The sequence below is a fragment of the Caproiciproducens sp. genome (assembly GCF_053840905.1).
In genome coordinates, this window is sequence record NZ_JBNLXQ010000003.1 from 80,868 (window position 1) to 107,352 (window position 26,485).

At 51.0% G+C, this 26,485-nt stretch carries 27 protein-coding genes and 1 pseudogene; 18 read left to right on the forward strand and 10 right to left on the reverse strand.

The window, feature by feature from the left end; translation table 11 throughout:
* Nucleotides 1-19 precede the first annotated feature (19 nt).
* The 5 genes from ACQGQ5_RS03535 to ACQGQ5_RS03555 all read right to left on the reverse strand — a co-directional run bounded on the left by ACQGQ5_RS03535 (nt 20) and on the right by ACQGQ5_RS03555 (nt 4,731).
* Nucleotides 20-949 (reverse strand): DMT family transporter, encoded by a 930-nt coding sequence (locus ACQGQ5_RS03535; protein WP_455735214.1) that lies wholly within the window; start codon nt 947-949, stop codon nt 20-22.
* An 80-nt stretch (nt 950-1,029) separates the two neighbouring features.
* Nucleotides 1,030-1,893 carry a phosphogluconate dehydrogenase C-terminal domain-containing protein gene (locus ACQGQ5_RS03540; protein WP_455735215.1) on the reverse strand — a complete coding sequence of 288 codons (864 nt, stop codon included), beginning with the start codon at nt 1,891-1,893 and terminating at the stop codon, nt 1,030-1,032.
* 83 nt (nt 1,894-1,976) lie between these two features.
* A complete protein-coding gene (locus ACQGQ5_RS03545; RefSeq protein ID WP_455735216.1) occupies nt 1,977-2,915 on the reverse strand; it encodes a transketolase family protein in 939 nt (312 codons plus the stop codon).
* On the reverse strand, nt 2,915-3,736 hold the full coding sequence (locus ACQGQ5_RS03550) for a transketolase (RefSeq protein ID WP_455735217.1): 822 nt from the start codon (nt 3,734-3,736) through the stop codon (nt 2,915-2,917). Before ACQGQ5_RS03550 ends, ACQGQ5_RS03545 begins: the two co-directional genes overlap by 1 nt.
* Nucleotides 3,737-3,987: 251 nt before the next feature.
* Nucleotides 3,988-4,731 carry a FadR/GntR family transcriptional regulator gene (locus tag ACQGQ5_RS03555; protein ID WP_455735218.1) on the reverse strand — a complete coding sequence of 248 codons (744 nt, stop codon included), beginning with the start codon at nt 4,729-4,731 and terminating at the stop codon, nt 3,988-3,990.
* Nucleotides 4,732-5,012: 281 nt separating this feature from the next.
* On the opposite strand from ACQGQ5_RS03555, the gene ACQGQ5_RS03560 reads away from it, so the two are divergent.
* Nucleotides 5,013-5,162: a hypothetical protein gene (locus ACQGQ5_RS03560; RefSeq protein WP_455735219.1), complete on the forward strand. Its 150-nt coding sequence runs from the start codon at nt 5,013-5,015 to the stop codon at nt 5,160-5,162.
* Nucleotides 5,163-5,197: 35 nt separating this feature from the next.
* On the opposite strand, the gene ACQGQ5_RS03565 is transcribed toward ACQGQ5_RS03560, so the two are convergent.
* The gene (locus tag ACQGQ5_RS03565) at nt 5,198-6,598 is read right to left on the reverse strand and encodes an ATP-binding protein (protein WP_455735220.1); all 1,401 of its coding nucleotides are present in this window, start codon (nt 6,596-6,598) and stop codon (nt 5,198-5,200) included.
* A gap of 421 nt (nt 6,599-7,019) precedes the next feature.
* On the opposite strand from ACQGQ5_RS03565, the gene ACQGQ5_RS03570 reads away from it, so the two are divergent.
* From ACQGQ5_RS03570 to ACQGQ5_RS03600, 7 genes and pseudogenes are all read left to right on the forward strand, one after another.
* Nucleotides 7,020-7,199: a hypothetical protein gene (locus ACQGQ5_RS03570; protein WP_455735221.1), complete on the forward strand. Its 180-nt coding sequence runs from the start codon at nt 7,020-7,022 to the stop codon at nt 7,197-7,199.
* A gap of 143 nt (nt 7,200-7,342) precedes the next feature.
* Nucleotides 7,343-8,875: a recombinase family protein gene (locus ACQGQ5_RS03575; protein WP_455735222.1), complete on the forward strand. Its 1,533-nt coding sequence runs from the start codon at nt 7,343-7,345 to the stop codon at nt 8,873-8,875.
* Nucleotides 8,862-9,008 (forward strand): annotated as a pseudogene (locus ACQGQ5_RS03580) (sporulation transcriptional regulator SpoIIID); the annotation flags it as partial. The gene ACQGQ5_RS03575 and the pseudogene ACQGQ5_RS03580, both read left to right, overlap by 14 nt.
* A 128-nt stretch (nt 9,009-9,136) precedes the next feature.
* Entirely contained in the window at nt 9,137-10,639 is a 1,503-nt protein-coding gene (locus tag ACQGQ5_RS03585; RefSeq protein WP_455735223.1) for a spore germination protein, read from the forward strand.
* Nucleotides 10,636-11,760 carry a Ger(x)C family spore germination protein gene (locus tag ACQGQ5_RS03590; protein WP_455735224.1) on the forward strand — a complete coding sequence of 375 codons (1,125 nt, stop codon included), beginning with the start codon at nt 10,636-10,638 and terminating at the stop codon, nt 11,758-11,760. The genes ACQGQ5_RS03585 and ACQGQ5_RS03590 overlap by 4 nt, the downstream gene beginning before the upstream one ends.
* A gap of 22 nt (nt 11,761-11,782) precedes the next feature.
* Nucleotides 11,783-11,974, forward strand: coding sequence for a hypothetical protein (locus ACQGQ5_RS03595; protein WP_455735225.1), 192 nt, complete (start codon nt 11,783-11,785; stop codon nt 11,972-11,974).
* 9 nt (nt 11,975-11,983) lie between these two features.
* Nucleotides 11,984-13,105, forward strand: a complete 1,122-nt coding sequence (locus ACQGQ5_RS03600) for a GerAB/ArcD/ProY family transporter (RefSeq protein ID WP_455735226.1) — start codon at nt 11,984-11,986, stop codon at nt 13,103-13,105.
* 6 nt (nt 13,106-13,111) lie between these two features.
* On the opposite strand, the gene ACQGQ5_RS03605 is transcribed toward ACQGQ5_RS03600, so the two are convergent.
* The 4 genes from ACQGQ5_RS03605 to ACQGQ5_RS03620 form a co-directional block, all read right to left on the reverse strand.
* Complete coding sequence (locus tag ACQGQ5_RS03605; protein ID WP_455735227.1) at nt 13,112-13,702, reverse strand: hypothetical protein; 591 nt, start codon at nt 13,700-13,702, stop codon at nt 13,112-13,114.
* A gap of 98 nt (nt 13,703-13,800) precedes the next feature.
* A complete protein-coding gene (locus ACQGQ5_RS03610; protein WP_455735228.1) occupies nt 13,801-14,322 on the reverse strand; it encodes a 3H domain-containing protein in 522 nt (173 codons plus the stop codon).
* A gap of 165 nt (nt 14,323-14,487) precedes the next feature.
* The gene (locus ACQGQ5_RS03615) at nt 14,488-15,393 is read right to left on the reverse strand and encodes a DUF2156 domain-containing protein (protein WP_455735229.1); all 906 of its coding nucleotides are present in this window, start codon (nt 15,391-15,393) and stop codon (nt 14,488-14,490) included.
* A 225-nt stretch (nt 15,394-15,618) separates the two neighbouring features.
* A complete protein-coding gene (locus ACQGQ5_RS03620) occupies nt 15,619-17,469 on the reverse strand; it encodes a hypothetical protein (RefSeq protein ID WP_455735230.1) in 1,851 nt (616 codons plus the stop codon).
* Between the two features lie 364 nt (nt 17,470-17,833).
* Between ACQGQ5_RS03620 and ACQGQ5_RS03625 the strand changes: the two genes are divergently transcribed.
* The 10 genes from ACQGQ5_RS03625 to ACQGQ5_RS03670 all read left to right on the forward strand — a co-directional run bounded on the left by ACQGQ5_RS03625 (nt 17,834) and on the right by ACQGQ5_RS03670 (nt 26,470).
* A complete protein-coding gene (locus ACQGQ5_RS03625; protein WP_455735231.1) occupies nt 17,834-18,205 on the forward strand; it encodes a demethoxyubiquinone hydroxylase family protein in 372 nt (123 codons plus the stop codon).
* 18 nt (nt 18,206-18,223) lie between these two features.
* Nucleotides 18,224-19,036 (forward strand): family 1 encapsulin nanocompartment shell protein, encoded by an 813-nt coding sequence (locus ACQGQ5_RS03630; protein WP_455735232.1) that lies wholly within the window; start codon nt 18,224-18,226, stop codon nt 19,034-19,036.
* A gap of 78 nt (nt 19,037-19,114) precedes the next feature.
* Nucleotides 19,115-19,489, forward strand: coding sequence for a desulfoferrodoxin (locus tag ACQGQ5_RS03635; RefSeq protein ID WP_455735233.1), 375 nt, complete (start codon nt 19,115-19,117; stop codon nt 19,487-19,489).
* Nucleotides 19,490-19,722: 233 nt separating this feature from the next.
* Nucleotides 19,723-20,013 (forward strand): hypothetical protein, encoded by a 291-nt coding sequence (locus ACQGQ5_RS03640; protein ID WP_455735234.1) that lies wholly within the window; start codon nt 19,723-19,725, stop codon nt 20,011-20,013.
* A gap of 60 nt (nt 20,014-20,073) precedes the next feature.
* Entirely contained in the window at nt 20,074-20,628 is a 555-nt protein-coding gene (locus ACQGQ5_RS03645; protein ID WP_455735235.1) for a rubrerythrin family protein, read from the forward strand.
* A 206-nt stretch (nt 20,629-20,834) separates the two neighbouring features.
* Nucleotides 20,835-22,556 carry a DUF4080 domain-containing protein gene (locus ACQGQ5_RS03650; RefSeq protein WP_455735236.1) on the forward strand — a complete coding sequence of 574 codons (1,722 nt, stop codon included), beginning with the start codon at nt 20,835-20,837 and terminating at the stop codon, nt 22,554-22,556.
* Nucleotides 22,557-22,967: 411 nt separating this feature from the next.
* Nucleotides 22,968-24,794: an NADH-quinone oxidoreductase subunit 5 family protein gene (locus tag ACQGQ5_RS03655; protein ID WP_455735237.1), complete on the forward strand. Its 1,827-nt coding sequence runs from the start codon at nt 22,968-22,970 to the stop codon at nt 24,792-24,794.
* A gap of 1 nt (nt 24,795) precedes the next feature.
* The gene (locus tag ACQGQ5_RS03660) at nt 24,796-25,659 is read left to right on the forward strand and encodes a respiratory chain complex I subunit 1 family protein (RefSeq protein ID WP_455735238.1); all 864 of its coding nucleotides are present in this window, start codon (nt 24,796-24,798) and stop codon (nt 25,657-25,659) included.
* A 17-nt stretch (nt 25,660-25,676) separates the two neighbouring features.
* On the forward strand, nt 25,677-26,132 hold the full coding sequence (locus tag ACQGQ5_RS03665; RefSeq protein WP_455735239.1) for an NADH-quinone oxidoreductase subunit B family protein: 456 nt from the start codon (nt 25,677-25,679) through the stop codon (nt 26,130-26,132).
* Nucleotides 26,133-26,134: 2 nt separating this feature from the next.
* On the forward strand, nt 26,135-26,470 hold the full coding sequence (locus ACQGQ5_RS03670; RefSeq protein WP_455735240.1) for an NADH-quinone oxidoreductase subunit C: 336 nt from the start codon (nt 26,135-26,137) through the stop codon (nt 26,468-26,470).
* The last annotated feature ends 15 nt before the right edge of the window (nt 26,471-26,485 follow it).

The window sequence follows — 26,485 nt, forward strand, 5'->3', positions numbered from 1 at the left end:
ATTTGGCCATTACTGTCGATTACGCATTCGTTTTTTGCGGGTTTTGTTTTCCAAGCAGAAGAACGATTGCATTGATCAGCAGCACTCCTCCCAGCAGCTGAACGCCTGAAAACCGCTCCCCCAACAACAGGACAGATAAAATTGTGGAAACCAGCGGTTCCAGTAAGGACGCAATCGACGCACTTGTTGCCCTGCACGTCCTCAACCCGAACTGGAAGAGCGCATAGGCAAGGGCCGACGGAACAACACCCAAATAAACGATGTAAAGCCAGCCGTGCCACGGTAAACTCGGAGTAAAGAAAATAATTGGAACAAGAAGCAGAGCGCCCAGGCTGAATACTCTTGAAATAATATATTGCGGTGGGTACTCTCCGGACAGCTTTTTCCCGCAGAGATTATAAAAGGCGTAGCATATTCCTGCGGCAACTGCCAACAGATACCCGAACTGCGTGTTTGTTCCGCCCCTGAAATTTTGAACGCCGATGACCATAACCGTGCCAATAACGCTCAGTGAAATCGCTATGACCGTGATTCTGCTGATTGGCTCTTTTACCAGAAACGGAGCCAAACAGGCTACAAAGATTGGCGCAAGACATAATGTAATAATGGATACCACGGAAACGGGAGCTATATTCAGAGCGGAAAAGAAACACAGCTGATAGGCCGCAACGGCAGCCCCATAGATGAAAAACCACGGCAGATCCTTCTTGCAGATGTTTTTTTTAGTTTCCCCCCTGTTGGAAAATTTTTCCCAGAGCATCAGGCAGGGCGCCGCAATCACAAGACGCCACGCAGCCGTACACAAAGCCGGGACATGATAGGATTCAATCAGCTTTCTCCCCACGACACCCGTCGTTCCCCAAAGAACCGCCGCAAGGGCAACCAGAAGCAAACCGTAACTCAATCTGTTTCCCGACGCCTGCCTGTCGTTTACACTTTCTCTTCTCATTGTGCCTCCAAAAGCTCTTACAGAGACTCCCATTCCCCAGGAAGAAACTCTGTACGATTAGAATTCAGCCCGCAAGAAGCTCAAATCTGGGGATTTTCCGGATGAAGCATGGTGGCAATGACTTTTTCGAGCACCTCGTCATCCCATATCTTCTTCCAGTCTTCACGCAGCACAAGACGGTTGCCAAGATCAATAGCTACTTTGCAGGCATCGGATACGGGCGGTTTGCCGGGCAACAGTCCCAGGAAGTTTGCAGTCAGGTTGTAAATGTGGCCAGTCAGGAAAGAGATAGCGGCATCACGCTCAATACCTCTCTCCTCCGCTTTGTCCACGGTTTCCGCCATGGCATACAGGCAGGTGGCGCCAAGCAGCTCAACAAGGGTCGGCTCCAGAAATGCGATCTGTTCAGATGACATGACATAGGCGTGCTCAACCGGCGCATACATATTTTTGGCTACCTCCACCATCTGCGCAAAACGATCATCCTCTCCCTGAATCTTGCTCATGACAATATCCTGCTTGCCTCCGCAGCCGCCGAAGCGATCCTGGCGCGCCTCATAGGTATCCTGATCCAAAAAATAGGAAGGATGGCAGGGATGGGCCACACCGAACGTGCAGTCATCCCGCAAGCTCAGTTCTCTGGCTACCGCGGCGGCAGGGTCCAGGATCAGCAGACCTGCGCCCGGATTCATCATGGGAACATAAATTGCGGAAAGCTTTTTGATCAGGGTGTCCGGTACGGCAAATACGATGATTTCGGAATTGGCAAAGGCGTCTTCCGCCGGGGTAACGTCCAGACCGCGGACACGAATGCTTTCAATGCCCTTGGGAGAATTCTCCACCAGTTTCAGGTCGAAAAGATCCGTCCTTTTTGCCAGATTATTGCTGGTACGCGTGCCCATTTTCCCACCGGCGCCAATAACAGCTACTTTGATTTTTTCCATTTTTATACGCGCTCCTTCAAAATTATAAACTTTTTGTTTTTTGATATTTTTATTTTGTCCAGTGATTCTGGGTTTGGGTGAGTTTACTTGCTTAACGCCGCACGGACGGCTTCTGCAATGGCTTCCGGGGAGAAACCGTAATAGTCCGCAAGGGGCTTGGCCGGGCCGGATTCGCCGTAAGTAGTGAGCGCGATGCGCCGAACCCTTGCTGGTTTGTTTTCACAGGCAAGACGGCTGATGTAGGAGCCGAGGCCGCCGTTTATATTGTGATCCTCCACAGTGAAGAGCCTCTCACTGCCGGCCATAACTTCCAGAAGCTTATCCGGATTTTTGCCGTACAGGATGTTAATATCGACTGCCGTTACGTTGATTCCCTGCTTTTTCAGCAGATCGGCCGCTTCCAGCACGCGATCCAGCACAAAACCATTCGAAAACAGCACCGCATCATCGCCGTAATTTCTCCATACGGTAATCCCGTCCGGAGAAAACGGCGTGTTCCTGTCATACACATCTGTTTCACGGCCGCTGCCGGCGCGGACATAAACCGGGCCTTCGATCTTCGCCGCCATCTTGACCGCGTGATAGCACTGCGCGGGGTCAGCCGGCGTGAAAATTGTAAAATTCGGCATGCTTGAAAGAATCCCCAGATCTTCATAGAACTGATGAGTTACACCTTCCCGCTCGCCGCCGAGCAGCCCGGCGTTTACACCAACAAATTTTGCGTTCAGGTTCGTGTATCCCACGAAAGTACGCATTTGCTCGCAGGCGCGCATGGTCAGAAATCCGCAGTAAGTACCCACAAAAGGCACCATACCGGCACTTGCCAAACCCGCAGCCACGTCTACCGCGCACTGCTCGGCAATGCCGCACTCCACATAACGTTCCGGATATTTCTCACCGAACGGTACGGCGCGCATGGCCTTTAAAGAGTCCGGGGAGATTACCATAACTTTATCGTTGGTCTCAGCCATATCCAGCATGGCGGCGGCGAACGCCTCTCTGGTTCCTTTAAATCCGGTCATCAGTCAGCACCTCCCAGTTCTTTTACAGCAGTCTCATACTGCTCGTCCGTCGGCACTCCTTTATGCCAGGCATTGTTGTTTTCCATGTAGCTTACGCCTTTCCCCTTTATACAGTCGCAGACGATGCAGCTGGGACGTCCCTTTACGCTTTTTGCTATCGTCACGGCCGCCCTGATGGCGTCGATATCATGTCCGTTGATTTCCTGCACATGCCAGCCAAAGGCGCGGAAACGGTCCGCCGGGTTGTTGCGGCCTACGGTAAATTCAATGCTCTTGTAGCTCTGCCAGCCATTACGGTCAACAAAAACAGTCAGGTTGTCCAGCCTGCGCCCCGCGGCCATATTTGCGCCTTCCCAGCATACGCCTTCCTGAAGCTCTCCGTCGCCGCAGATCACATAGGTGCGGTAGTCCTTCTTCTGCACTTTTGCAGCAACCGCCATGCCCGCGCCGATTGCGATACCGTTGCCCAGAGAGCCTGACGTCATATCGACGCCCAGAGTGCTGCGCATGGATGGATGTCCCTGAAACATACTGTGCAGCTGACGCAGATTGAAATGCTCTACCTTAGGCTCAAAGTAGCCTTTCTCGTTCAGCGCAGCATACCAGATGGGGCATGCATGACCCTTCGACAGCACGAACCGGTCACGATCCGGCCAATTTGGATCCCTGGGATCTACTTTCATGATATCAAAGTACAACGCGGTCACGATATCCGCTATAGATAGCGCGGGTCCGGGATGACCGTCTTTTCCCTCGTACACCATCCGGACTGCTTCCAACCGTAGTTTGCTGGCTAATTTTTGCAGTTCTTTCGTTTCCAATTTTCTTCCTCCTTTTTATTGAGAAACTTTATTTTTGATAACGGATTCAAGCAGATGCCTGAAATCCATTGGTAAGCTGTTTTATTACCGCCATTGGATTTACGCAAATCAGATCTCTAAATTTTGTTGAATTTTTAACAATATGTATATATTTCTATTTCTAATTTCGAATATACTGGTTAGATCATTAACCAACGTAGGATATTATGTTCCCGAATAAAAGGAGATACTTCATTCAGTAATCTCCCTTTTTATTCTTCATTCTGCAGGGTGATTCCCCAATATTTGTAGCAATAATCCAACACACTGTCCAAATCAGCGGTTCTGCGCTGTACAATGGTTTCTGTCAGCTTGCGGTGGGAATCCACCATATGAAAACGGTCATTGCAGGCAATCGCGTCCTCAATGGAACGCCTGCGGGAATTCATGCTTGCATATGTAATCATGTCGTTAAGGCGGGTCATCAGATGGTTGTGGGAAGCCTCACAGATTTTATCTCTGTATTTTATGTCGGCATAAAGGATATCGGATGAGGTCGCTTTTTCATCCTCTGCCCGACGGACAAAGTTTTCAAAAGCTTCATGAATCGCTTTCATATCCTCCTGGCTGCCTTTCTGAATTGCCAGCGAAAAAATTCCCCGCTCGATTTGCATACGCAACTCCAAAAGCGCGCGAGAATCGTCGTCCTCCAACAGCAGGCTGCACGCCCAAGGTGTCATCATTTTTTCAGAAAAGTGATTGACCACATACGTACCGTCCGCACGGCGGATTTCCAGCAGGCCCAAAGCCTCCAATACCTTAATCGCTTCGCGGACTGTGTTGCGGCTGACATCCAGCGTTTCCATCAGTTCAAACTCCGTCGGAATTTTTGTTCCCGGCTTCCATTGCTTATTGCTCACCTTGTCCATAATGTAGTCTACAGTAATGTCTACTACAGACCTTTTTCTGTGTTCTGTTGCCGAACTGCAATCGACTGAGTCCATGTAAAGTATCATAATTCAATGTCCAATGTCCTACGTTTATTTGATGACCTTATTATAATATAGGCCTTTCTCAAAGTCAACCTATTTTTTAAAAACAAGTAAACTTTTTTGTCTAATACACACTAACATACGGTATTATCAACCCGTCGCCCAGCAGCTTCAAACACTGGAATTTTGTCAGTGAGGTCAATCCGCCGTTCATCCGCGAATATAGGAACCATTTCAATGTGCAATGCTGTATCCGGCCCAAACAGGAACAAACCATTAACAACACGCAAAGGAGGAACACACAAATGTTAGATGAATTTCCCGATATCATAACCGTGCGCGAAGCGATGCAGGCGCCCGGCATCTTCAAAAGCACCGTTTTATCTACTGATACAGAACCGCCAGATTCCGGCTGGGCGGTAAGCGGTGGTGGATTAGGGATCACAGCCTATTGAAATATCTCAATTCCTTGTAATGCGGCTAGATTTCACTATTGACGCAGCAGAACGTCGCTTCGCGTTTTACTGAGGGCAATCAGATCGTCAGTAAATCCGTTGATGCTAAATAGAACATAGTGGTTATGACGCACCCGATTATTCCAGTCCACCTCTTTGGCCTTTTCTTCCAGAGCATTTAAAACATCCGGGCCAACCTTACCGTTCCAATATTTGCACTCACCAAAAATAATGTTTCCGCCTGTATTGTCAAGAGCCAAAATATCAATTTCGGTGCTGTTGCTCCACCAACGGCCAACCTTGTCAAAATGAAAACCCCACATGTTGTCAGAATTCATCTGCCACATTTCTTCAATGCAGATATCCTCGTACACATAGCTGACATGGCGATCGATCAGATTTTGACGGATTTTTCTCATGGCAAGCTCTTCGTTTCCGGATTCGATATAGCTCAGATTCGGGTAAATAAACTGGAACCAGAATAGAATAAAGTTATCTTTTATTTTATACAAACCCCGCTTGCTTTTTCCGGGGTTCTCTTCCGTCACCGGTACTTCACGCTCGAGAATATCAAGGTTTATTAATGTCTTTAAATATTTGGTCAAACCGGTTTGCTTGATTTCAAGAACGGTAGAGATTTTAGACAGCTTCTGATTCCCGGCGGCAATCGTTTTTATGACGGAAAAATAACTGCCGACCTCCGAAACCTCCCGCTGAAGCAGAAAATTGGGTTCATCATACAGAAAGCTTGCTTTATTTAAAATATTCGCTTCGATTGCACTGTAAATATCGCGGTTATCATAAAAAAGCTCTATATACTTGGGAACGCCTCCGGTAATACTGTAGTATTCAATCAACTCCTGACGGCTTTTTTCTGGAAAGAATTCCTTATAATGCCGGAAGGGAATTTGTTTCAATTTGATTTGCCCGGTTCTGCGGCCATACAAAGGACTGTTATAGTTCAAAGTCTGTGATTCCATCATCGAAATCAGCGACCCACAGAGGACCACCATCACATTCGCATCTTTCAACATAGTATCCCATATATGTTGAAAAACGGAGGGAAACGCCGGATTCGATTTGCCGAGATATTGAAATTCATCGATTGCGATGACGATCTTTTTGCCTGATGTATCAATTTTCGTATTCTGCAGTAACGTTTGAAAAATGAGTTTCCAACTGTCTACCGTGGCGTTTTTCAGCAAGGAGTCACCCGTAAAATCTGCAACAATATCCTGAAAGGCTGAGCGATTTTGTGCCTCGGACTCCTCTGTCACCAAGAAGTAAATCGCTCTCTTCCCTTTTATAAATTCAGACAATAGGGCAGTCTTGCCGACACGACGTCTGCCATAAAGGATTATCAGAGAGGAATTTTCACGTTGAAATTCGCTTTCCAAAAAGTTAAGTTCAGAATTACGATCAACAAATTTTTTCACTTAAACCACCTCATTAATTATTATACCAAAAATTATTATAATTTCAAGTATAATAATTTGTTGAATTGGTTCATTTTTTCTTCCTATTTGTCAAAAACAATACAATTATTTTTTGGCCGTAATCTCTTCCCAGATCAATATCAGAAAACCAAAGCAGTTCTCCGGACCCCAGAATTGTTTCCCCCACCGTCAAAAGATAATCGGCAGATGCTCTTATTGGCTGAATACGGAAATTCCATAGAAAGACTCCCGGAATATTTTGATCCGTGGTGCAGCGTATAGCCGATTTTGTCGGTGTACACAGCAAGGGGTTTGTTTGCCGATATCATCGAATCACGGAATTTCCTGTCCTACGATTGTTAACATAACCTGTACCTCATTCTCATAAAATTTAACATCCAGTGCGAGGGAGGAATCAGCTGTGAAAAAGCAATCTATCCATATTACGTTCCATAATCCCAATACCGACGAGGAAACCGCTAAATACCTGACAAAGCTGATCGCGGCGAATATTGCGGATAAAATTATTCAGGCGAAGGCAAGCCGGCAGTACATAGCGGATTCCAACTTATCCTCCTCCACGGTCGGCTTGACAATGTGATAGATTTCCAATAAACTATAGGCGTATCACGTCATACGTCTTGACTGAAATTTATAATTGCTGGGCGGGGACGAAAACGACTTCGCCCCGCTTTTGTTTTGTAACTATAAAGCAGCCATTATTTTGATAAAAAAGGTGATCGTATGAAAGCAGTTGCCTACTGCCGGGTATCCACCAATAAAGAAGAACAACTCGACAGTCTGGAAAGTCAACAGCAATTCTTTCTGGAATATGCAAGGCGCAATGAATATAACCTTGTAAAGATATACGCAGACGAAGGCAAAAGCGGCACAAAAATGAAAAACCGCACCCAATTGCTCCGTCTGCTCGCGGACGCCCAAGTTCATCAGTTCGATATTGTACTAATTAAAGACGTTTCCCGTCTGGCGCGCAATACTGTAGACTTTCTGACCAGCATTCGCAAGATGAAGGCACTCGGAATTAAAGTGATCTTTGTCAACTATGACCAGACCTCTTCCGACAGCTCTGAATTTATGCTGACCATGCTCTCCGCTATCGCACAGGAAGAAAGCTCGAACACTTCAAAGCGTGTCAAATTCGGCAAAAAACAGAACGCAGAAAAAGGCCGTGTTCCGAATCTGGTTTACGGTTATGACAAAATTCCGGATGATTATTTCAGCCTGAGCATCAATGAACAGGAAGCAAAAACCATTCGTGAAATTTTCAACATGTATCTGGAGGGGAACGGTGAAACCGTAATCGCGGTCGAGTTGAACCGCCGTGGGCTGAAAACCAAACGTAATTGCAACTGGAGCCAAAACGCGGTTGCCCGTATCCTGAGCAACCAAATCTATGTCGGTAAAATTATCAACGGAAAACAGGAAGTTTCGGACTTTTTAACGGGAAAGCGTCGTCAGCAGGACGAAGCCAAATGGCTGGTTACAGAGCGTCCCAAGCTCAGGCTGATTGATGATATTACCTTCCGGCGCGCACAAGCTATCATTGCGCAGAAAAGGGATACCTTCAACCACAGTGGGGAACGCAGCAGCCAGAAAAACACATTCAGCAAACTGATTAAATGCACCTGCTGCGGCAACTCGTTCCGGCGCTCCGTTCGTACCTTTAAAAACACCTACATCAAGTGGTCCTGCACCGGACGCAGTGCAAACGGAGTGGATACCTGCCCGAACCGCACGATTCTGGACGAACAGGAGCTGCTGGATTCCATCCGTTCCTATTTCCGTAAAATTCTGTCGGACAAGCCCAATGTGATTCGCGGCATTGTGGCGGAGTTTAACCGGCAATATCAAACCAAGGACGAGAACCAGATTTCCGAACGGGAACTGACCGCCCGACTGAACAAGGAAACGCGTTCAAAACAAAAGTATTTGGAAATGTATGAGAATGAGATTATCTCCATGGAAGAGCTGCGGGAAAAGACAAAGGAACTCAACGGCTCCATTGTCAAGCTGGAAGAGGAATTGAAGCTGGTACAAAATCACATCAGCAAAAGCGACTTACTGGAAAGCGGACTGAACGAAACATTCCGGGACATCGACACCGTTCTGAAAGCGGATACCATCACGAACGGCCTGCTTCACCGGGTGCTGGACAGCATTCAAGTGGACGAAAAAGGGAATGTGGATATTTACCTCAAGGTGCTGCGTGAAATCGGTCTGCCGGAAACCGTCCAATTAAGCAACGACTGTACATAAGGATGTGGCGCAGCGTTTGAAATATGTCGATCCCCAGCTATACAGACAGGTTAAGCAAATCCTTGAGATCAACAAGGCGCAGCGTCACATCCGCGGCGGAATGGCCACAAGGCTGAAATACAAGAAGACATAATAGAAACCCGTATGCATGGGATGAAATTCCGTGCATACGGGCTTTTATTAAAAATCGGAGGAATCGTATAAATTTCCCGTTATTACAAATAGTATCAGATGTATTGTTTTAACCGGGAAGGTGAAAAAATGGAAAAGAAAAGCGCGGACCAAAAGGAAGAAAAAGCTGCCTTTACCGGCAGGATCAGCGTCAACAAAAAACTGCTGCAGGGCATTTTTAAAAACGATGAAACACTGACTTTCAGGCCGGTCGAAAATCCGGCGTTCCCGTCCGTAGGATTCTGCCTTGTTTATATCGACGGAATGGTGAATAACAAGCTGATAAACGAGGACGTTATCAAACCGCTGGTCGAGTACAGACCGGGGCAGAAGGATGCCGTATCGCTGGATATCATCGCGAAGCAGGTAATGCTGTCCGACAGTGTGGAACGCACGTCGGACACGGACGAAATCCTGCAGGCGATCGTCTACGGAGACTGTATCCTGATGATGGACGGCTTTTCCGACTTTTTGATTCTGAACACAAAGGGCTGGGACAGCCGATCTGTTTCAGAGCCGGAAAACGAGAAAGTCCTGCGCGGCCCGCGCGAAGGATTCAACGAGGCGCTGATGATGAATCTTTCCATGCTGCGCAGAAAGCTGAGAACGCCGGATCTGAAAATGGAGTTCCAGCGTTTTGGGACAAGGTCCAATACAAAGGCCTGCATCTGCTATCTGGACAAGGTCGTCAACAAGGACGTGCTTGCAGAACTAAAGAAAAGACTTCGGACCTTTTCTATCGATGGTACTTTAGATGCAAATTATATAAACGAATTTATTAAAGACTCCCCGTACTCTCCGTTCAAAACGATCGGAAGCACGGAAAAGCCGGATATTGTCGCGGCAAAGCTTCTGGAGGGAAGAGTCGCCCTGTTTCTGGACGGCACCCCGGTCGTTTTAACCGTTCCGTTCCTTTTCATAGAGAATTTTCAAAGCGACGAAGATTACTACATCAACTATTTTTTTGCGTCCATCGGACGCATGCTGCGATTAATCGCCTTCTTTGTCGCCACCAGTGTTCCGGCGATCTACGTCGCCCTGACCACCTTTCACGACGAAATGCTTCCGCTCGCCATGACAATGAGTATTTCGGAGGCAAGGCAGGGCGTTCCTTTTCCCACTGTGCTGGAAGCGGTCTTAATGCTGATCGTCTTTGAAATGCTCCGGGAATCCGGGGCCAGAATGCCCGGAATGATGGGACAGGCACTCAGCATTGTCGGCGCGCTGGTCATCGGGCAGGCTGCCGTGGAAGCGAAGATCGTAAGCGCCCCGATGATTATTATCGTAGGAGTCACGGGAATCTCCGGCCTGATGATTCCCCGTGTAAAAGGAGCCGCCATTATCCTGCGTTTTATCCTGCTTGCCATGGCGTCCATTCTCGGGCTGTACGGTTATATGTTTGGAGCACTGGGACTGTCGATCCATCTTTTTAATCTCAATTCTTTCGGGATCCCCATTATGAGCAGCGCTTATGAAAACACTTTACAGGATAAAAAGGATATTGCGGTCAGAGCCCCGTGGTGGTTTATGAAAAAAAGGCCGAAATACCTCTCCCCAAACGAGACGAGGGAAGCTTCGAGGAGCGAAAAATGAAAACCGGTAAACGACTTTGCATCCTCTTGTTGATCCTGAGCACGCTCCTTTTAAGCGGCTGCTGGAATTATCAGGAAATAGAGCGCCTTTCCATGGTCTCCGGCTTCGCGATCGACAGAGGAACGAACGGGCATAAATATCATCTTACCTTTGAATTTTTGGACTTGTCCGGAGACAATCCGGGTTCCAAGCTGCTGGAAACCGAAGGGGACACCGTGTTTGAAGGAATCAGGAACGCGATCAGCAAAAGCCAGAAAAAACTGACGTTCAGCGAGTGTAAAATAGTAGTAATCAGTAAAGACCTCGCTTCGGAGGGAATCACCCCTCTTCTGGATTTTGTTTCCCGTGACGCCGAGCCCAGGCTGACATTGCTCCCCATGATTTCAGAGGAAAAAACAGCCGGAGAAATCCTTCAGCAAAAACCGGTAACAGATCACCTGATCTGTCTGGAAATCGACCAAATGCTGGCACAAAACGTAGCCAGCCTTTCGAAAACGCCCAGAATCAAGCTTTACCAGGCCAACAATATGCTTGCCGGGGAAGGCACCTCCCTGATTCTTCCCTCCATTAAAATTACGGAACAGCAGACGGCAACCACTGTTGAACTGGCCGGTACGGCCATTTTTAAAAAGGACAAGCTGCTTGGTTTTCTGAATACCGACCAGTCCCAGCTGATGCTGTTCATTAAAAACCAGATAAAGGGAGGGCTGCTGCTGACGAGCCCTGATTCCGACGGCAGGAACATCTCCCTTGAGATAGAGGAGAGCGGAACAAAAATCACCCCCGTCGTTACCCAAAATCCTCCGGCATTCAGAATCGACATCAAAACCGTATGTGCGCTCGGAGAAAACCAGACTGCTAAGAGCCGCATCACAACCGACAGAATTCAGACGGTTGAAAAAAGCGCGAAAAGCGGTTTGGAAACCAACGTGTCCAATCTGATAAAAACAGCCCAGGATCAATACAAATGCGATGTTTTCGGATTCGGGAATCTGATTTATCAAACCGATCCCCAGCTATGGGAGCAGGACAAATCAAAATGGGACGAAATTTTCACTGCGATGGATATCGCCGTAACGGCGGACATTAAAATCAATAACACGGCGAGAGTTGGTGACTGATATGAGCTCGGTGGTTGTTTTTTTGATTCTTTACGCTGTCCTGGTTGTCTTCGACCTGATCCCCGCTTTTAAAAAGGGGGACAAAAAGGCTCTTTGGTTTTCCGTTCCCGTCTACCTGATTACTCTGACGGTCAACATCATGATGAGCTTCGGCGCTGATATTACGAGTCCTAATAAAATCATCAGCCGGATCATTTCGTCTATTTTTCATTAGAGGTAAAAAATGAATCATAAGATAACGGAAAAACAGATTCAGTCCACGGTCATCATGTTTTGGCTGGGCAGCCTGGTGGTCATCGGCATCGACCCGCAAGCCAAACAGGATTCCTGGATCGCCGTCCTGTTTGCGGGAATTATGATCCTCCCCCTCCTTTTTCTGTATATCCGGCTGACGTCCCTGTATCCCGGAAAAAATTTGTTTGAAATCCTGACGCAGATTTTCGGCAAGGTTTTCGGCCGGATCCTGATCTCGATCTATGTGCTTTTTTCCATCCATCTCGGCGGCATCGTATTGAAGGTTTTTTCCACCTTCATTCATATCCTGAATATGCCCGAAACACCCGAACCGGCGATCCTGTTTTTCATTATCCTTTTATCCGTCTGGGCCGTAAAAAGCGGGCCCGAAAGTATCGGCAGAATGTCAAAATACACTTTCCCGATTCTCATGGTATCCGTTGCCGCCACTTTCATACTCGGCACCAAAGATATGGATATCGGCAACCTGAAGCCCATCATGAATACCGATCTGAAGACGCTGCTCGGCAGTGCTTTTTCCCTCTGCGTCCTGCCCCTGGGCGAAGCCTTTCTCTGCCTCTCCCTTTTCTCCGCACTCGACCCGCAGGCGAAACCGTCCCGGTTTTTTTTGAAAGCCCTGATCATGACACTGGCGATCATGATCGTGATCAATCTCAGAAATATTCTGATCCTTGGCTTTCCCTCTGCGACCATGTTTTATTTTCCTTCCTACGAGACCGTCAGCATTATTTCCATAGGCGACTTTTTTTCCCGTGCGGAGGTCCTGACCGGCGTCAACCTGATGCTGGCCGGATTTATTAAAATTGCCGTCTGCCTGTATTCCTCTTCTCTGGGTCTCGCCAAGCTGCTGAATGCAGCCGACCAAAAGCTCTATGTCGTTCCCTGCGCTCTGCTTATGGTTACCCTGTCCGGCATCCTTTACGAAAACACGGTGGAATGGGTGGAATGGATTCCAACGTACAAGATTTATGTGATTCCCTTCCAGATCATCTTCCCCATTATGATCCTGATCGGCGCGGAGATAAAGGCAAGAGCGCACCCCGAGACAAAAAATCCCCCCGCTGCAGACAAGGAAGCGGGAGGATCCTGAAAATATTTATTTTACGGCAGCTTCCCGTTTCAGCACCGTCTTGGCGCTGACCGGAATGCTGATCACGCGGCTCAGCGGCTTCCACACAAACAGGGCGATCCCAAAATCGATCATGCTGTGAACGATGGTGCCGACCCCGACCAGCAGAATCACGGACATAAAGTATCCGTTGGCATAATAATTTTTCGGCATGTTGTTTCCGAAATAAAACAGCGTAACGACGGTCACTTCACTGACTGCGTGAATCAGCGCCAGAAGGAGCCCAAACATTGTGGCCGTTCCAACGGAAGCGAGCATATCCTCTTTTCTTTTCAGAAGGAACGCGCCTGTCAGCGCAAAAAACAGATGGCTGAACGCGCGCAGCACCACCACGATCGGAAATCCGGCAAAGAAAAATCCGAACGCTGTTCCGACGGAAACCGCAGCAGCCACCGGCGGGGAAATAAACAGGGCGATAAAAATCGGCACGTGGCTGGCAAGGGTAAAGGACGCCGGTTCCAAAATGATTTTCGGGGCGAACATCGGAATGATGATCCCAATGGCGCAAAGCAGCGCCGCAATGACCATGCTGATTAGTTTCGTTTCACGATTCCTCATAATATCCCTCTCTGACAATCCTCATATTTTATCTTTACATCTGTCTTGACACCTGTAATTAGAATTGTAAAGAAAATTTTCGGATTTGTCAAGAGGATCTACCGGGAAAACAAAATTCCTTTTTCCTCCAAAGCGGCAAGAACCCTTTGATACGCGTCCTCCGACCGGCAGGAAATCGTATGCAGATGCACTCCGCCCGTCAGGTCGCACAAGGGCGACGCGTGGTCCTTCGACAGCTTTTCCAGAAAGCAGTCGGCGTCGTAGCGGGAAAAAATATGCAGCTGGCCGGAAAGCTGGCCGTAAACCGCGTGCTCCACGATCACGTCGATCAGGCCGCAGCCGTTGTCCACAATCGTATACAGCTCTTCCTTAAGGTTTTCCCTGCTGTGCCTGCAGGCGATCGTCCGGAGAAGCTGATCCCTGTCGCCGGCGCCGTCCGTCAGGATATAACCCCGCGGCGTGGCGGAAATAGCGATGTTCGCCGCCCGCAGGAGCGCGACGTCCCCCACGATAACCTGCCGGCTCACTTGGAACTGCCCTGCAATGGTACCGGCGCTGACAGGCTGCGCGCTTTTTTTCAGAATCTCAAGAATCTCCCGGCGCCTCTGCGCTGCATCCATCGGTATCCCCCTTCCCGCTGTTTTTCAGTATGGTATCATTTTATCCGGCGGTTTTCCACCGTCCCCTTATTTTGTCCGGGGCGTTTCCCCCTTACGCTTCTTGCCAGAACGCGCTGGGTATCGAACACGCGGCGGCCCGTTCCCGGTCGGATTCGGAAATTCTGGTTATTTCCACGCGGATTCCTCCACTGTCACGAAATACTTTTCCAGGATGTGAACGGGGTGATAGGACAGCTTGGAGGTTCTGAGCCCCAGGTCGCCGATATCCTCCTCACGATTAATATACGTCACTCTCTCATCCGCCTCATGTACGGCAAACTCCTTCACCATCACCTGATAAGAGCCCTCATATTCCTTCAGCGCTTTTTCAATATGGACAAACAGGGTGTCTCCCACGATTTCCCCCACGGAGAAGGAAACGATTTCCCCCTCCACCTCGATAAAGCCGCCGCGCAGCCCGAACCGCTCAAAATACGGGAGGATTTCCTTCGCTCGGAAGGATTCTTCTTTGGCGATGGGGTTGTCCTTGACGTGCTCTTCCGCATAGCTTCCGAAAAATTCGATCACTTTGTCAATATTTCCGTTTTCAATGGGAACATAGCGGTAATCGGGATATAGCTTTTTAAACTTATTGATATGGTTGCGCTGGCCGCTGAACCTTCTTCCGGCAAACGTCTGCATGTCGGAACACAGGTACAGATAGTCGAACCAGTCGCGGTTTTCCGTGTGGGTAATTCTGCCGCCGTACCTTTTTTCCAGTACGCCGAGCGCGTTCAGCGGCACCGTACAAAAACAGAGGGGGATGTCCTTTTCCCTTGCGTAATTTTCCAGCTGCGTCAGCGCGCCGTCAACGGAGCCGGGGCCGACCGGGAAAGTGAACGCGACCGCCCCGTTCAGATATGTAACTTTAAAAAGCAACATATTCTCATAGATATCATACTCGCTGTAGAAAAATTTCCTCCACATAAAGATTCCTGCGATAGAATAGTCGCAGGTCCTGAACTGCTGGTACTCGAAATACTTGGATAAAGCCAAAATATTATCGGCTTCGATTGGTTTGAACGAAAGCATACATTCTCCTTAAATTTTCTTTTTCTTTTGAGGATCATTCCTATTATACCACAAAACTCAAAAATTCAGCCCACGGGCAGCAAATTTTTTACGGGGCAAAAACTCCGCGTCGGCAAATAAGCGGAAGAAAACAGAAAGAGCATATGCGGAAATCGCCCGTTCCAGGGCTTTTCCGGATATGCTCCCTGATATCGAAGCCGGCCTTTTCACGCGGCCGCGGCTTTGCTACGCCGCCGCGATCAGCCTTGCGCTCACGCCGTGCGGCTTGGCGCCGTTTTCCACGGTGATCTGTGTCTGTACCGACTGGCCGCCGATGATTTCAAAAACAACGGCGCCGACCCCGGTCTGCCCGCCGGTCACCACATACAGGTCCAGCCCGCTTTTGTTTTTTCCGGCATAATCGACCGTAGTGCAGGCGTTCTGGGAATGGACATTGAGTTTCTTGCGGTCGATCCCGCCGATTTTAACGCCGATATAATATTTTCCGCCCGGGCTCATGGTATAAGAGGAGGTATCCACCACGATGCTGCCCGCGGCGATGGCCGTTATCATTTTTTCCCCGCCGACATCGATGGTCACTCCGCCCTTCGCAACGCCGGTAACGGGATACAGCCATCCGATTTTCCCGTTTTTGTTATACGCGGCGCCGGCTCCCACCGTCGCCACGGGGGAGTTGTAGGACATGGCTGCCGGCGGCGTTTTGGAATCCGTCACGGCCAGAACCCAGTAGGTGTCGCCCGCCCCGATGGTGACGGCATAGGTATCCAGCGTCAGCCCGGAGCCGGAGGACTGCGACGGCGCGCCGTAGGTCAGGACGCAGGAGTCGGACCGGTAGTCCGCCAGCCTGTCGCCTCTTTTGTCCACAAGGTAAGCGATCAGCGTCGCCCTATAGGATTCGGACGGCGTACCCTTTGCGGAAACCTTGCAGGAAAGGCCGCTCGCGCTGATCGTGAAGCCGCCGGTTTCCCCGTGCAGCTCCCAGACGACCTTCGTTCCCTCCGCGAACTGCGAGAAGGAGGGCTTTACGCTCGCCGAGACCGTGACCGGGTTTTTGCCGTCCAGCGCAACGGAGGATTTGCTCAGGGTGACTCCCTCTTTCAGGCTGTTGTTCAGCACAAATTCATCCATATCGCCGTCGTCCGACGTTTCTCTTTCCAGCTCAAAATCATACAGGAGGACCTCGTCTTCACCCACCATGCCTCTGTCGGCCTGAAAAGCCGTCTGGCCGTTTCGGGCGGAATTGTTGAAATTCAGCAGCGGCTTCCCCGATATCCCGTTGTGGATGGTCAGCTTTCCGGTATTGAAGGAGAGCGTTCCGGGTCCCGTCAGCGTATCCAGCTCCAGCCAAGAGGCGGTGACAAATTCCCCCTTCTGGGCAATCGTCAGATTGCCTGCGTACACGCTGCCGTTTGCCGTCACCGTGCTGCCGGCATCCACCACAATGGAGCCCATGTCCGTAAGGTAGGGCAGCTTTCCGCTGTAGCTCTTCAGATTGAGCGTCGCCGTATCTTCCCCGTCCAGTTCTTTGACCTTCAGTCCGTTTCCGGTCAAAGTAATGGCGCCGTCGGCCTGAATGGAGCCCGAAACCGTACTGCCCGTGCTGCCGGAGGCCGCCACCTCATTGCCGATGACTGATCCGCCCACGGCTACTTTTCCGCTGATCGTCACCTTCTGGTCGGACCGGGCGTCGCGTTTAACGGTACCGCCCTTCAGCACCATGTTCCCGTTTGCTTCCAAGGATCCGACGGTGCCTCCCGAAAGCTCCGCCGATCCGCCGCAGTCGACGTCGCTCATGGTGCCGCCGGAAATGGTCACCTTACTGCCGCTGCCGGACACCGTTACGTCCTTGATCTCCCCCGCCTTGATGGTCAGGCTGCCGCTGGCAATCACGTTGGAATTGGTCACTTCCGTAAAATTGTCCTCATTCCACGTAGTGCCCCACGCGGAAGCAGTTCCCTGGTAGGTTTTCGCACCGTGCTTATCGATAATTTCGTCACTGGACGCCGCCTGTACAGCCACCGGCGCCGACAAAACGATCATCGCCAGCGACAATAAAACGGAAAGGATCTTTTTCAATCAAATTCCTCCTTCTGTGAGCAAAGAACACCCGTTTCGGCTTCTGTTTTACCTTATTATAGAATATATCGGCCCGTTTCCCGATTTGTGAAGAGCGTTTCCCCCGGCCCCGGGCAATGTGGGGATATTTTCCATATTCCCTATTATAATGAATCGATGCAAAAACCGCAAGCTTAAAACAAACTTAATCTTCTCAGCCGCCGCCGAGCGCCCGTTCGGTAAAGCGCCGTGCGGATCTGCAAAATTTTAAAAATGATTATTTTTTTGCTTCAGGTACTTGCAATCGGAAGAAAAAGAGTGTATATTAATAGCAGTAAAACAATAACAGTTATTATTATTAAATTAATATTGGGAGGTCAAACAAATGCCAGCTTTTGCAAATCCCTTTCAGGGGAATGTCGAACGGAAATTGACGAAGGAGGAACTGGTCCAGGCAATCCGGCTGGATATCGCCGGCGAACTGGAGGCGATCTATCTTTACGACGCACATGTGCAGGCCACGGACAACGTGATGGCCAAAGAAGTGATCAGCGATATCCGGGACGAGGAAAAAGCGCACGTCGGGGAATTGATGACGCTGCTGCGGAACCTGGACCCGAAAGAGGCCGAATGGTTCGCTTCCGGGGAATCGGAGGTAAAAGAAATGCTGGAGGGACTCGGCCTTTCCGGCCCGCCCGCACAACAGAACGCCGAAACACACGCAGAGCTTACCGTAGGCGGCCTGTTGAACCAATAGAATATAGGAGGGATCATCATGAGTTACTTATCCAGAGAAAATGCGCCGATCGGGTCGGACCTATGGAAAAAAATCGACTCCGAGGTAATCGGCGCGGCACGCTCCGCGCTGACGGGAAGAAAATTTCTGCATCTCTACGGCCCGCTGGGGATCGGAGCGGAAAGCATCCGGGTGGACGACGCCCGGGTTGACGAAACTGAAACGGACGGCCTGATTACCGCGAAGGGCAGAAACTACGTTCAAATCCCCACGCTGTACGAGGACTTTACCCTTTTGGCGAAGGATTTGGAAAGCGACGGCAAAACCGGTTACCCGACCGACCTTTCCGGCGCGGCTTATGCCGCGGAAACCTGCGCCAGGAAGGAGGACCGGCTGATCTTTTTCGGCAGCGAAGCGAACGGATACGAGGGGCTGCTGACGGCGTCCGGAATCCACAGGATCAAACGGTCGGACTGGGCCGCTGATGAAAACGCGTTTTCCGACCTTGCCGCCGGCCTGGAATGGTTTACGGCAAACGGCATTTACGGCGCCTACGCGCTGATCGTCAGCCCGGACCTTTTCCTGAAGCTGCAGCGGATTCAGCCGGGAACCGGTCTGCTGGAAATCGAGCGGATCGGCAGGCTGTTAAAGGGCAATGTGTTCACCTCGCCGGTGCTCGGCGCTGAAAAAGCGGTTCTCGTCTGCTCCGAACCCAGATACATGGACCTGGTCATCGGACAGGATCTGGCGGCCGCCTATCTGGAGCAAAAGGACCTGAACCATCGTTTCCGCGTTCTGGAGACGGTGCTGCCGCGCATCAGGCGCAAAGAAGCCGTCGTGGCTTTTGAATAAATCGGCTGTGGAATCCCTGCAGGTCGGACCTGTATGATCAATCGGATTATAAATGGATGAATGAAGGAGAAATGTAAAATGTCTGAAGTTGCTTTCTATCGTTGTGAATTATGCGGAAATATGGTGGCCCTGATCAGGAAAGGCGGCGGAACGCTTACCTGCTGCGGTCAGGAAATGACCAAGCTGGAAGCCAATACCACGGACGCCGCACAGGAAAAGCATGTGCCGGTCGTTACCCGCGAGGGCGGAAAAATCAAGGTATCCGTCGGTTCGGTGCCGCACCCGATGCTCCCCGAGCACCACATTGAATGGATTGCCCTTGTCACGGACGACAGAGTGGAAATCGCCTATCTGAAGCCCGGCATGGAGCCGAAAGCGGAATTCAACGAGGTTGCTTCCGGCACCGTCTATGAATACTGCAACCTGCACGGCCTGTGGAAAGCGGATTTCTAACGCTTTCCGGACTTTCCCATACAACCTCAATCGGAAAAGAGCCTTGCGGTTTCGCAAGGTTCTTTTCCTTTAGCAAGGGGGAATTCTTTGCATTTAGCGAAAGTACACAAATTATCTTTCGTTTATTACTGAAATTTTTCCTGGAAAACGCTTGCATTCTCAGGGAATAAGGAGTATATTATAAACAACAAAACAATAACAATTACTATTATTGAATTTTAGGAGGTTTTCTTATGACAAGCAATTTCAATATCAACAACATGAACGGTATCTCGAACAAAGACGAGGTTCGCTTCGGCATCAACAACATGAACGCACTTACGGACAGGAATGACATTTCCTTCCGTTACGACAATGAGAACGGCGTATCCGAGCTGGACTCCGTTGTCTACCACATCAACAACATGAACGGCATCTCGTTCACATCCGCGCATTCTTCCCCGGCTCTGACCCTGTTCAGAATTTTAAGCTCCGTTGCAAAAGGGGATTCCCGCCGCCGCCTGCAGCCCGCGGAAGCCAAGTAACAAACCGGATATTTTAAGAATCCCATCAGGATCTTATCAAAATCAAGGAGGAACAAAGCAATGTCCGTAAAAAATGCAATGACTTTCGATTTTCTCCATTCCGCGTACGGCGGGGAAAGCATGGCGCACATGAGATATCTGATCTGGGCGGATGCGGCCCGCAAAGAGGGCTTCCCAAACATCGAAAAGCTGTTCGAGGCAATCGCCTATGCCGAAAGAGTACACGCGGGCAACCATTTCCGTGAAATCGGCGGCGGCACCGCGGACGCCGCGGTGACCGCCGGAGCGGTTTTCGGAACCGGTAAAACGGTGGAGAACCTTCAGGGCGCGATCAACGGCGAGCTTCACGAAGTGCAGCAGATGTATCCTGTTTACCTGAATGCCGCAGAATTTCAAAAGGAACCCGGCGCGCGGCGTTCCTTCCACTTTGCGCTTGAAGCGGAAAAGATTCACGCCGCACTGTTCCAGAAAGCGCAGAACGCCGCAAAGGAAGGGAAAGATATCGAATTGAAATCCGTTTACATCTGCCCGGTCTGCGGCCACACGATTCTGGACGGCGCACCCGACAGCTGCCCGGTCTGCGGGGCAAAAAAAGAACTGTACGTAAGGTTCTGACGGATAATGCCACAAATTTGATCCCAAAACAGAACAGCCGTTCCAATGAAAGGAGAATGCCTGATCGCAGGACATCCTCCTTTTTTCGTCAATGCGCGGGTGCCGCTCCCGCTGCGGGGAATACTGACGGCAGAGTGGAAATGTGGTATAATAGCCTCACCCGCCGGAGGAAACCTGCCGGCGGGAAAGAAGGGTATCCTATATAAATGAAAAACAATTTGACCGCAGCCATCTGCGTTTTAAACTCCAAATATATTCATTCCTCCCTCGCGCCGTGGTGCCTTTCGGCAGGTGTGGACGCCTACTGCGGGCCGGAAATTACCGCGGAGGTTGTGGAGGGCACGATCAACGAGCGACTGGAGGACGTCGCACAGCGCGTGCTGGCGCTGAGCCCCCGGGTGATCGGCTTCAGCTGCTACATCTGGAATATTTCCGCCACAAAGGAGCTGGTACGGCTGGTGAAAAGCCGCCTGCCCGGCGCCGTCGTCGTGCTGGGCGGCCCGGAGGTGAGCTACTGCGCGGAAAAGCTGCTGTGCGGGGAACCGGAGGTGCAGTACGTTCTCTCAGGGGAAGGCGAAAAGCCTTTTGCCCTTCTGCTGAACGCAATCAGCCGTGGGGAAGCACCCGAAAACATTCCCGGAGTCTGCTACCGCCGCGGCGGACAGGCAGTGACCGTTCCTCCTTATACTCCGGAGGAAGACCCGCCTTCGCCGTACACCCCAAAATACCTGAACGCGCTGAAAGGGCGCATCGCGTACCTGGAAACCAGCCGCGGATGTCCCTATTCCTGCGCTTTCTGCCTTTCCGGGCGGTGCGGCAGCGCGCGCTTTTTTCCCTTGGGCAGGGCCAAAAGGGAATTGCTGCTGCTGGCCCGCAGCGGCGCAAAGACGGTAAAGCTGGTCGACCGCACTTTTAACGCGAACCGCGGACGGGCCATCGAGCTGTTCCGCTTCATCATTGAGAACTACGGAACCGAAATTCCCGCCGGAGTGTGCTTTCATTTTGAAATCGCGGGCGATCTTCTGGATGAGGAAACACTGAGTCTTCTGGCGCAGGCACCCGTCGGCTCCATGCAGCTGGAAATCGGGCTGCAGAGCTTCAACCCCAAAACGCTTGCCGCCATCAACCGGAAAACGGACGTGGAGCGGCTGAAGGAAAACATCCGCCGTCTGACTGCCAACGCGAATATGCATATTCACATCGACCTGATCGCGGGCCTGCCCTACGAGGATTTCGCCAGCTTCGCCGAAAGCTTCAATACCGCCTGTTTTCTGAGGCCCAACATGCTGCAGCTGGGGTTTTTAAAGCTGCTGTACGGCGCGCCCATGCGGGAAAATCCGGAGGAATTTCCCTGTCGGTACGACGAACAGCCGCCGTATGAGGTAATACGGACGCCCTGGCTTTCCGAAGAAGAGCTGCGGCGGCTGCATCACACGGAAGACGCCCTGGAACGTCTTTACAACAGCGGCCGCTTTCGCAGGACGCTCGCCTATCTTCTGGAAAAGAGCGGAATGACGCCGTTCGAGCTGTTTGACCGGTTCGGCGAATTCGCCGCCCGAAAGGGAACGGATAAAATTCCGCTGGACGACTACACGGCCCTGCTCTTCACTTTTTTCAGCGGGCAGATCGGCATTGACAGGGAGGCTCTGCGCGACAGGATGGTCTGCGACCGGCTGTCCACCAACGCCTCGGGCAGGCTCCCGCCCGTCCTGCGCGTCCGTGATCCCGCGCTGGGAAGGGCGATCCGCGAGCTTGAGGCTATAAACCGTCCCTCCAAGGGGATCAGGAGGGGCTGCGCCCTGCTGTACGCCGGACACCGCCTGGTTTATGCGGATTATCAAAACCGAAATCCTGTCAGCGGGGAATATCCCCTCTTTGAATTCCGGCCCGGATTCTGGAAAGAATTCACGCGGTCCGCCGAATGTTAAGGTTGTCCGGCGGACTGCTTTTTTTATCCATTATGTATAAATATGTATCATCGGATTCCCTTCTGTTTATAAAATAATTCTCGCAATCGGCTTATAGTCACAAAACTGTTCTTTCAATTTTCCCAGAATCTGTATTTTTTTAAATTTATATAAAATCCACTCTAAAATCCGGAGAAAAAGGGTAAATATTGACCTTGCACATCTGCAAATTTTTGATTATCATAGATGTGCTTCTGTTATAAAAATAACATTTATTTGCCTTTCAGGGGAAAAGTGTTGTGTATTTGGTGTGTTTGCAGAAGAGAAACATGGAGAAATGGTGGTTTTATTGCAATGATCGTTACTCTCATAATCTTTCCTTTTATTGCAGCTCTGATTCTATCCATGGTCAAACCGGGAAAACTGCGGGATATGATTGTATTTTCAAGCTGCGCCGTCCTCGTCGTGACGGTGATTGCCTTTTCCGTAAGTTTCCTGCTTGGCGGGACGGACCAGTCGTACCTTTCGGAAACCGGACTGCTCGACAAGGCGATGCTTCTGGCGGAATTCGGGCTGATGGGTCTTGTGTTTTACTATTCCTTCCGGTATAAGCAGTATTACTGTGCCCTGCTTTCGGCGGCGCAGACTCTGCCCGTTGCATGGATGGAGCTTACCGGTCGTTCCGCGGAAGGCGGAAACCATATCGTTGTGGACGATCTGACCATTATCATGTGCATGGTGGTCGGTATCGTGGGGTGCCTGATCTGCGTATACGCGGTGGGATACATCCGGGAATACCACAAGCACCACACCGAGTACAAGGACCGGTCGCCCTTTTTCTTCGCCATGCTTTTTGTGTTTTTGGGCGCGATGTTCGGACTGGTTTTTTCCGGCAACCTGACCTGGATCTATTTCTTCTGGGAAATCACCAGCATCTGTTCGTTCCTGCTGATCGGCTATAATCAGACCCCGGAGGCCATCCGGAATTCTTTCCGCGCGCTCTGGATGAACCTTTTGGGCGGCCTCGGCTTTGCGGCGGCCATCCTGTACTGTTCCCTCCGGCTGAGGATCGCCAGCCTTCAGGAGCTGGTCATTCTGGGCACGGGGAACCGGGCGGCGCTCATCCCGGTGATCCTGCTGGCTTTCGCGGCGCTGACCAAAAGCGCGCAGATGCCGTTTTCCCGCTGGCTGCTGGGCGCCATGGTCGCGCCGACGCCTACCTCGGCCCTGCTGCACTCCGCAACGATGGTCAAGGCCGGCGTTTACCTTCTGATCCGCCTTTCCCCCGCTCTTTACGGCAACCTGGCGGGGATCATGGTCACCACCATCGGCGGGTTTACCTTCTTCGCCGCTTCCCTGCTCGCTATTTCGCAGAGCGACGGCAAAAAAGTGCTCGCGTATTCCACCATTTCCAATCTGGGGCTGATTACCGCGTGCGCGGGCGTCGGCCTGCATGAAGCCGTGTGGGCGGGCATCCTGCTTCTGGTGTTCCACGCGGTTTCCAAATCGCTGCTGTTCCTTTCGGTCGGCGCGGTGGAAAACAGCACCGGCAGCCGTAATATCGAGGATATGCACGGCCTGATCGTCAAGCTGCCCAAGCTTGCCTTCGTGATGATCGTGGGAATCTGCGGAATGTTCCTCGCGCCCTTCGGCATGCTGATTTCCAAATGGGCGGCGCTCAAGGCGTTTGTGGATTCCAAAAGCGTCTGGCTGGTGATTTTCCTGGTATTCGGAAGCGCCAGCACGCTGTTCTACTGGGGAAAATGGCTGGGCAAGCTGGTCGCGGTGATCCACCGTTCCGAACGGCTGCCCGACAAGCTGGAAAAAAGCGACTGGTTTTCGATTTACACGCTGGCGATCCTGGTTATCGTCCTGTGCGTTTCCTTCCCGCTGCTGTCCACCTATCTGGTGCAGCCTTACCTGATCCGGACGTTCCATGAACCTTTGATGACGCTCATCAGCAGCGGCGACCTCAGGATCATGTTCCTGATGCTCTGCACCATTCTGATTCTGCCGGTTATGGTGCGGCTGCTGACCTTCGGCAAAAGAAATAAAATCGTCATTTCCTATATGAGCGGCGCCAACACCGGCGACGACCGCCATTTTACGAATTCTTTCGGGCAGGAATCGTCCATGTATCTTGCGAACTGGTATATGGAGGACCTTTTCGGGGAAAAGAAAATATTGAAGCCCTCGCTGGTTCTCGCCGCCGCGGACTTGATCATTCTGATGATCGTTGCGATCGGGGGTGTGATCTAAGATGCAGATTTTACTGAAAATCATATTGTTCCTGATTTTTGCCCCTGTTCTGGGCGGCCTGCTCTCCGGGATCGACCGGAAAATCAGCGCGCGGTTTCAGGGCCGCCAGGGCCCGCCGCTGCTGCAGCCCTTTTACGACCTGTATAAGCTTTTTTCCAAGCAGTCCGTCGTGGTAAACGGCGTACAGGATTTTCTGGTCGGCGGATTCTTTGTATTCGTCGTATTTACGGGAGGTATTTTCTTCGCGGGCGGCGACCTGCTGCTCGTCTTTTTCGCGCTGACGCTGGCGGAGGTGTTTTTGATTCTGGCCGCGACCTCGGCGAATTCCCCCTACAGCGCCATGGGCGCGCAGAGGGAGCTGGTGCAGATGATGGCCTATGAGCCGATGCTGCTTCTGGCGGCGATCGGGTTTTATATTGCCGACGGCAGCTTCAACGTGGCCGATATCATACAGACCGGCACTTCCGCCATTACCGTTCTTCCGGGCATGTTTTTCGGATTCCTCTATATCCTGACGATCAAGCTTCGCAAATCGCCCTTCGATATCAGCACCTCGCACCACGCCCACCAGGAGATGGTAAAGGGCCTTACGACGGAGCTGTCCGGCAACGTCCTGGGGCTGGTGGAGCTGGCAAGCTGGTATGAAGACGTGCTGATGCTCGGCTTCGTCGGGCTGTTCATCATCAACCTTCAGGGGTGGAGCATCCCCGCCGCGGTGGTGGTATGCCTTTTGTCCTTTGTCCTTGAAACGTTTATCGACAATCTTTTCCCCCGTGTCAAATGGGATAAAATGCTCGGTTCCACCTGGCTGGTCACATTGGTCGCAGGCGGCATTAACCTGCTGATCCTGACGCTCGTTCATTAAGGAAGGTGCTTTAGCGAATGATGAAGATATCAAAATCCCCCTGGCTTCTGCATTACGACGGCTCCAGCTGCAACGGCTGCGACATTGAGGTGCTGGCCTGCCTGACGCCCGTTTACGATATCGAGCGCTTCGGCGTCGTCAACACCGGCAATCCGAAACACGCCGATATCTTTCTGATTACCGGCGGCATCAACCACCAGAACGAACTGGTGGTCAAACAGATTTACTCCCAGATGCCGGAAATCAAGGTGGTCGTCGCGGTCGGCATCTGCGCCTGTGACGGCGGGATTTTCAAGGAATGCTACAATATCCTGGGCGGCGTGGACAAGGTGATCCCCGTGGACATTTACGTTCCCGGCTGCGCCGCAAGACCGGAAGCGATCATCGACGGCGTGGTCAAGGCGGTCGCGCTTCTGGACAGGAAACGCGAGCTGAAAAAATCCGGCGCGGAAGCGCCGCACAAGGAGGCTTAATCATGCCGGAAAATATTATCATCCCCATTTCTTCCGAAGTCCTGCTGGAAGAGGTTCAGAAAATGAAAGGCAGCGGCTGCCGTCTGGTTCAGATCTGCGCCACAAGAATCCCCGACGGGTACGAGCTTTCCTATTCGTTCGGAAAGGATTTCGATCTGTACACCCTGCGCTTCAATATCGGCGAAGAGGTGACAATCCCCAGCATCAGCGGCATTTATGCCCCGTCCTTCTTATATGAAAACGAAATTCACGATCTTTTCGGCGTACCGATCGAGATGATTTCCCTCGATTATAAAGGCAACCTGTACCGTACCGAGAAGAAAACGCCTTTTAAATAAAATAGGAGTGATACC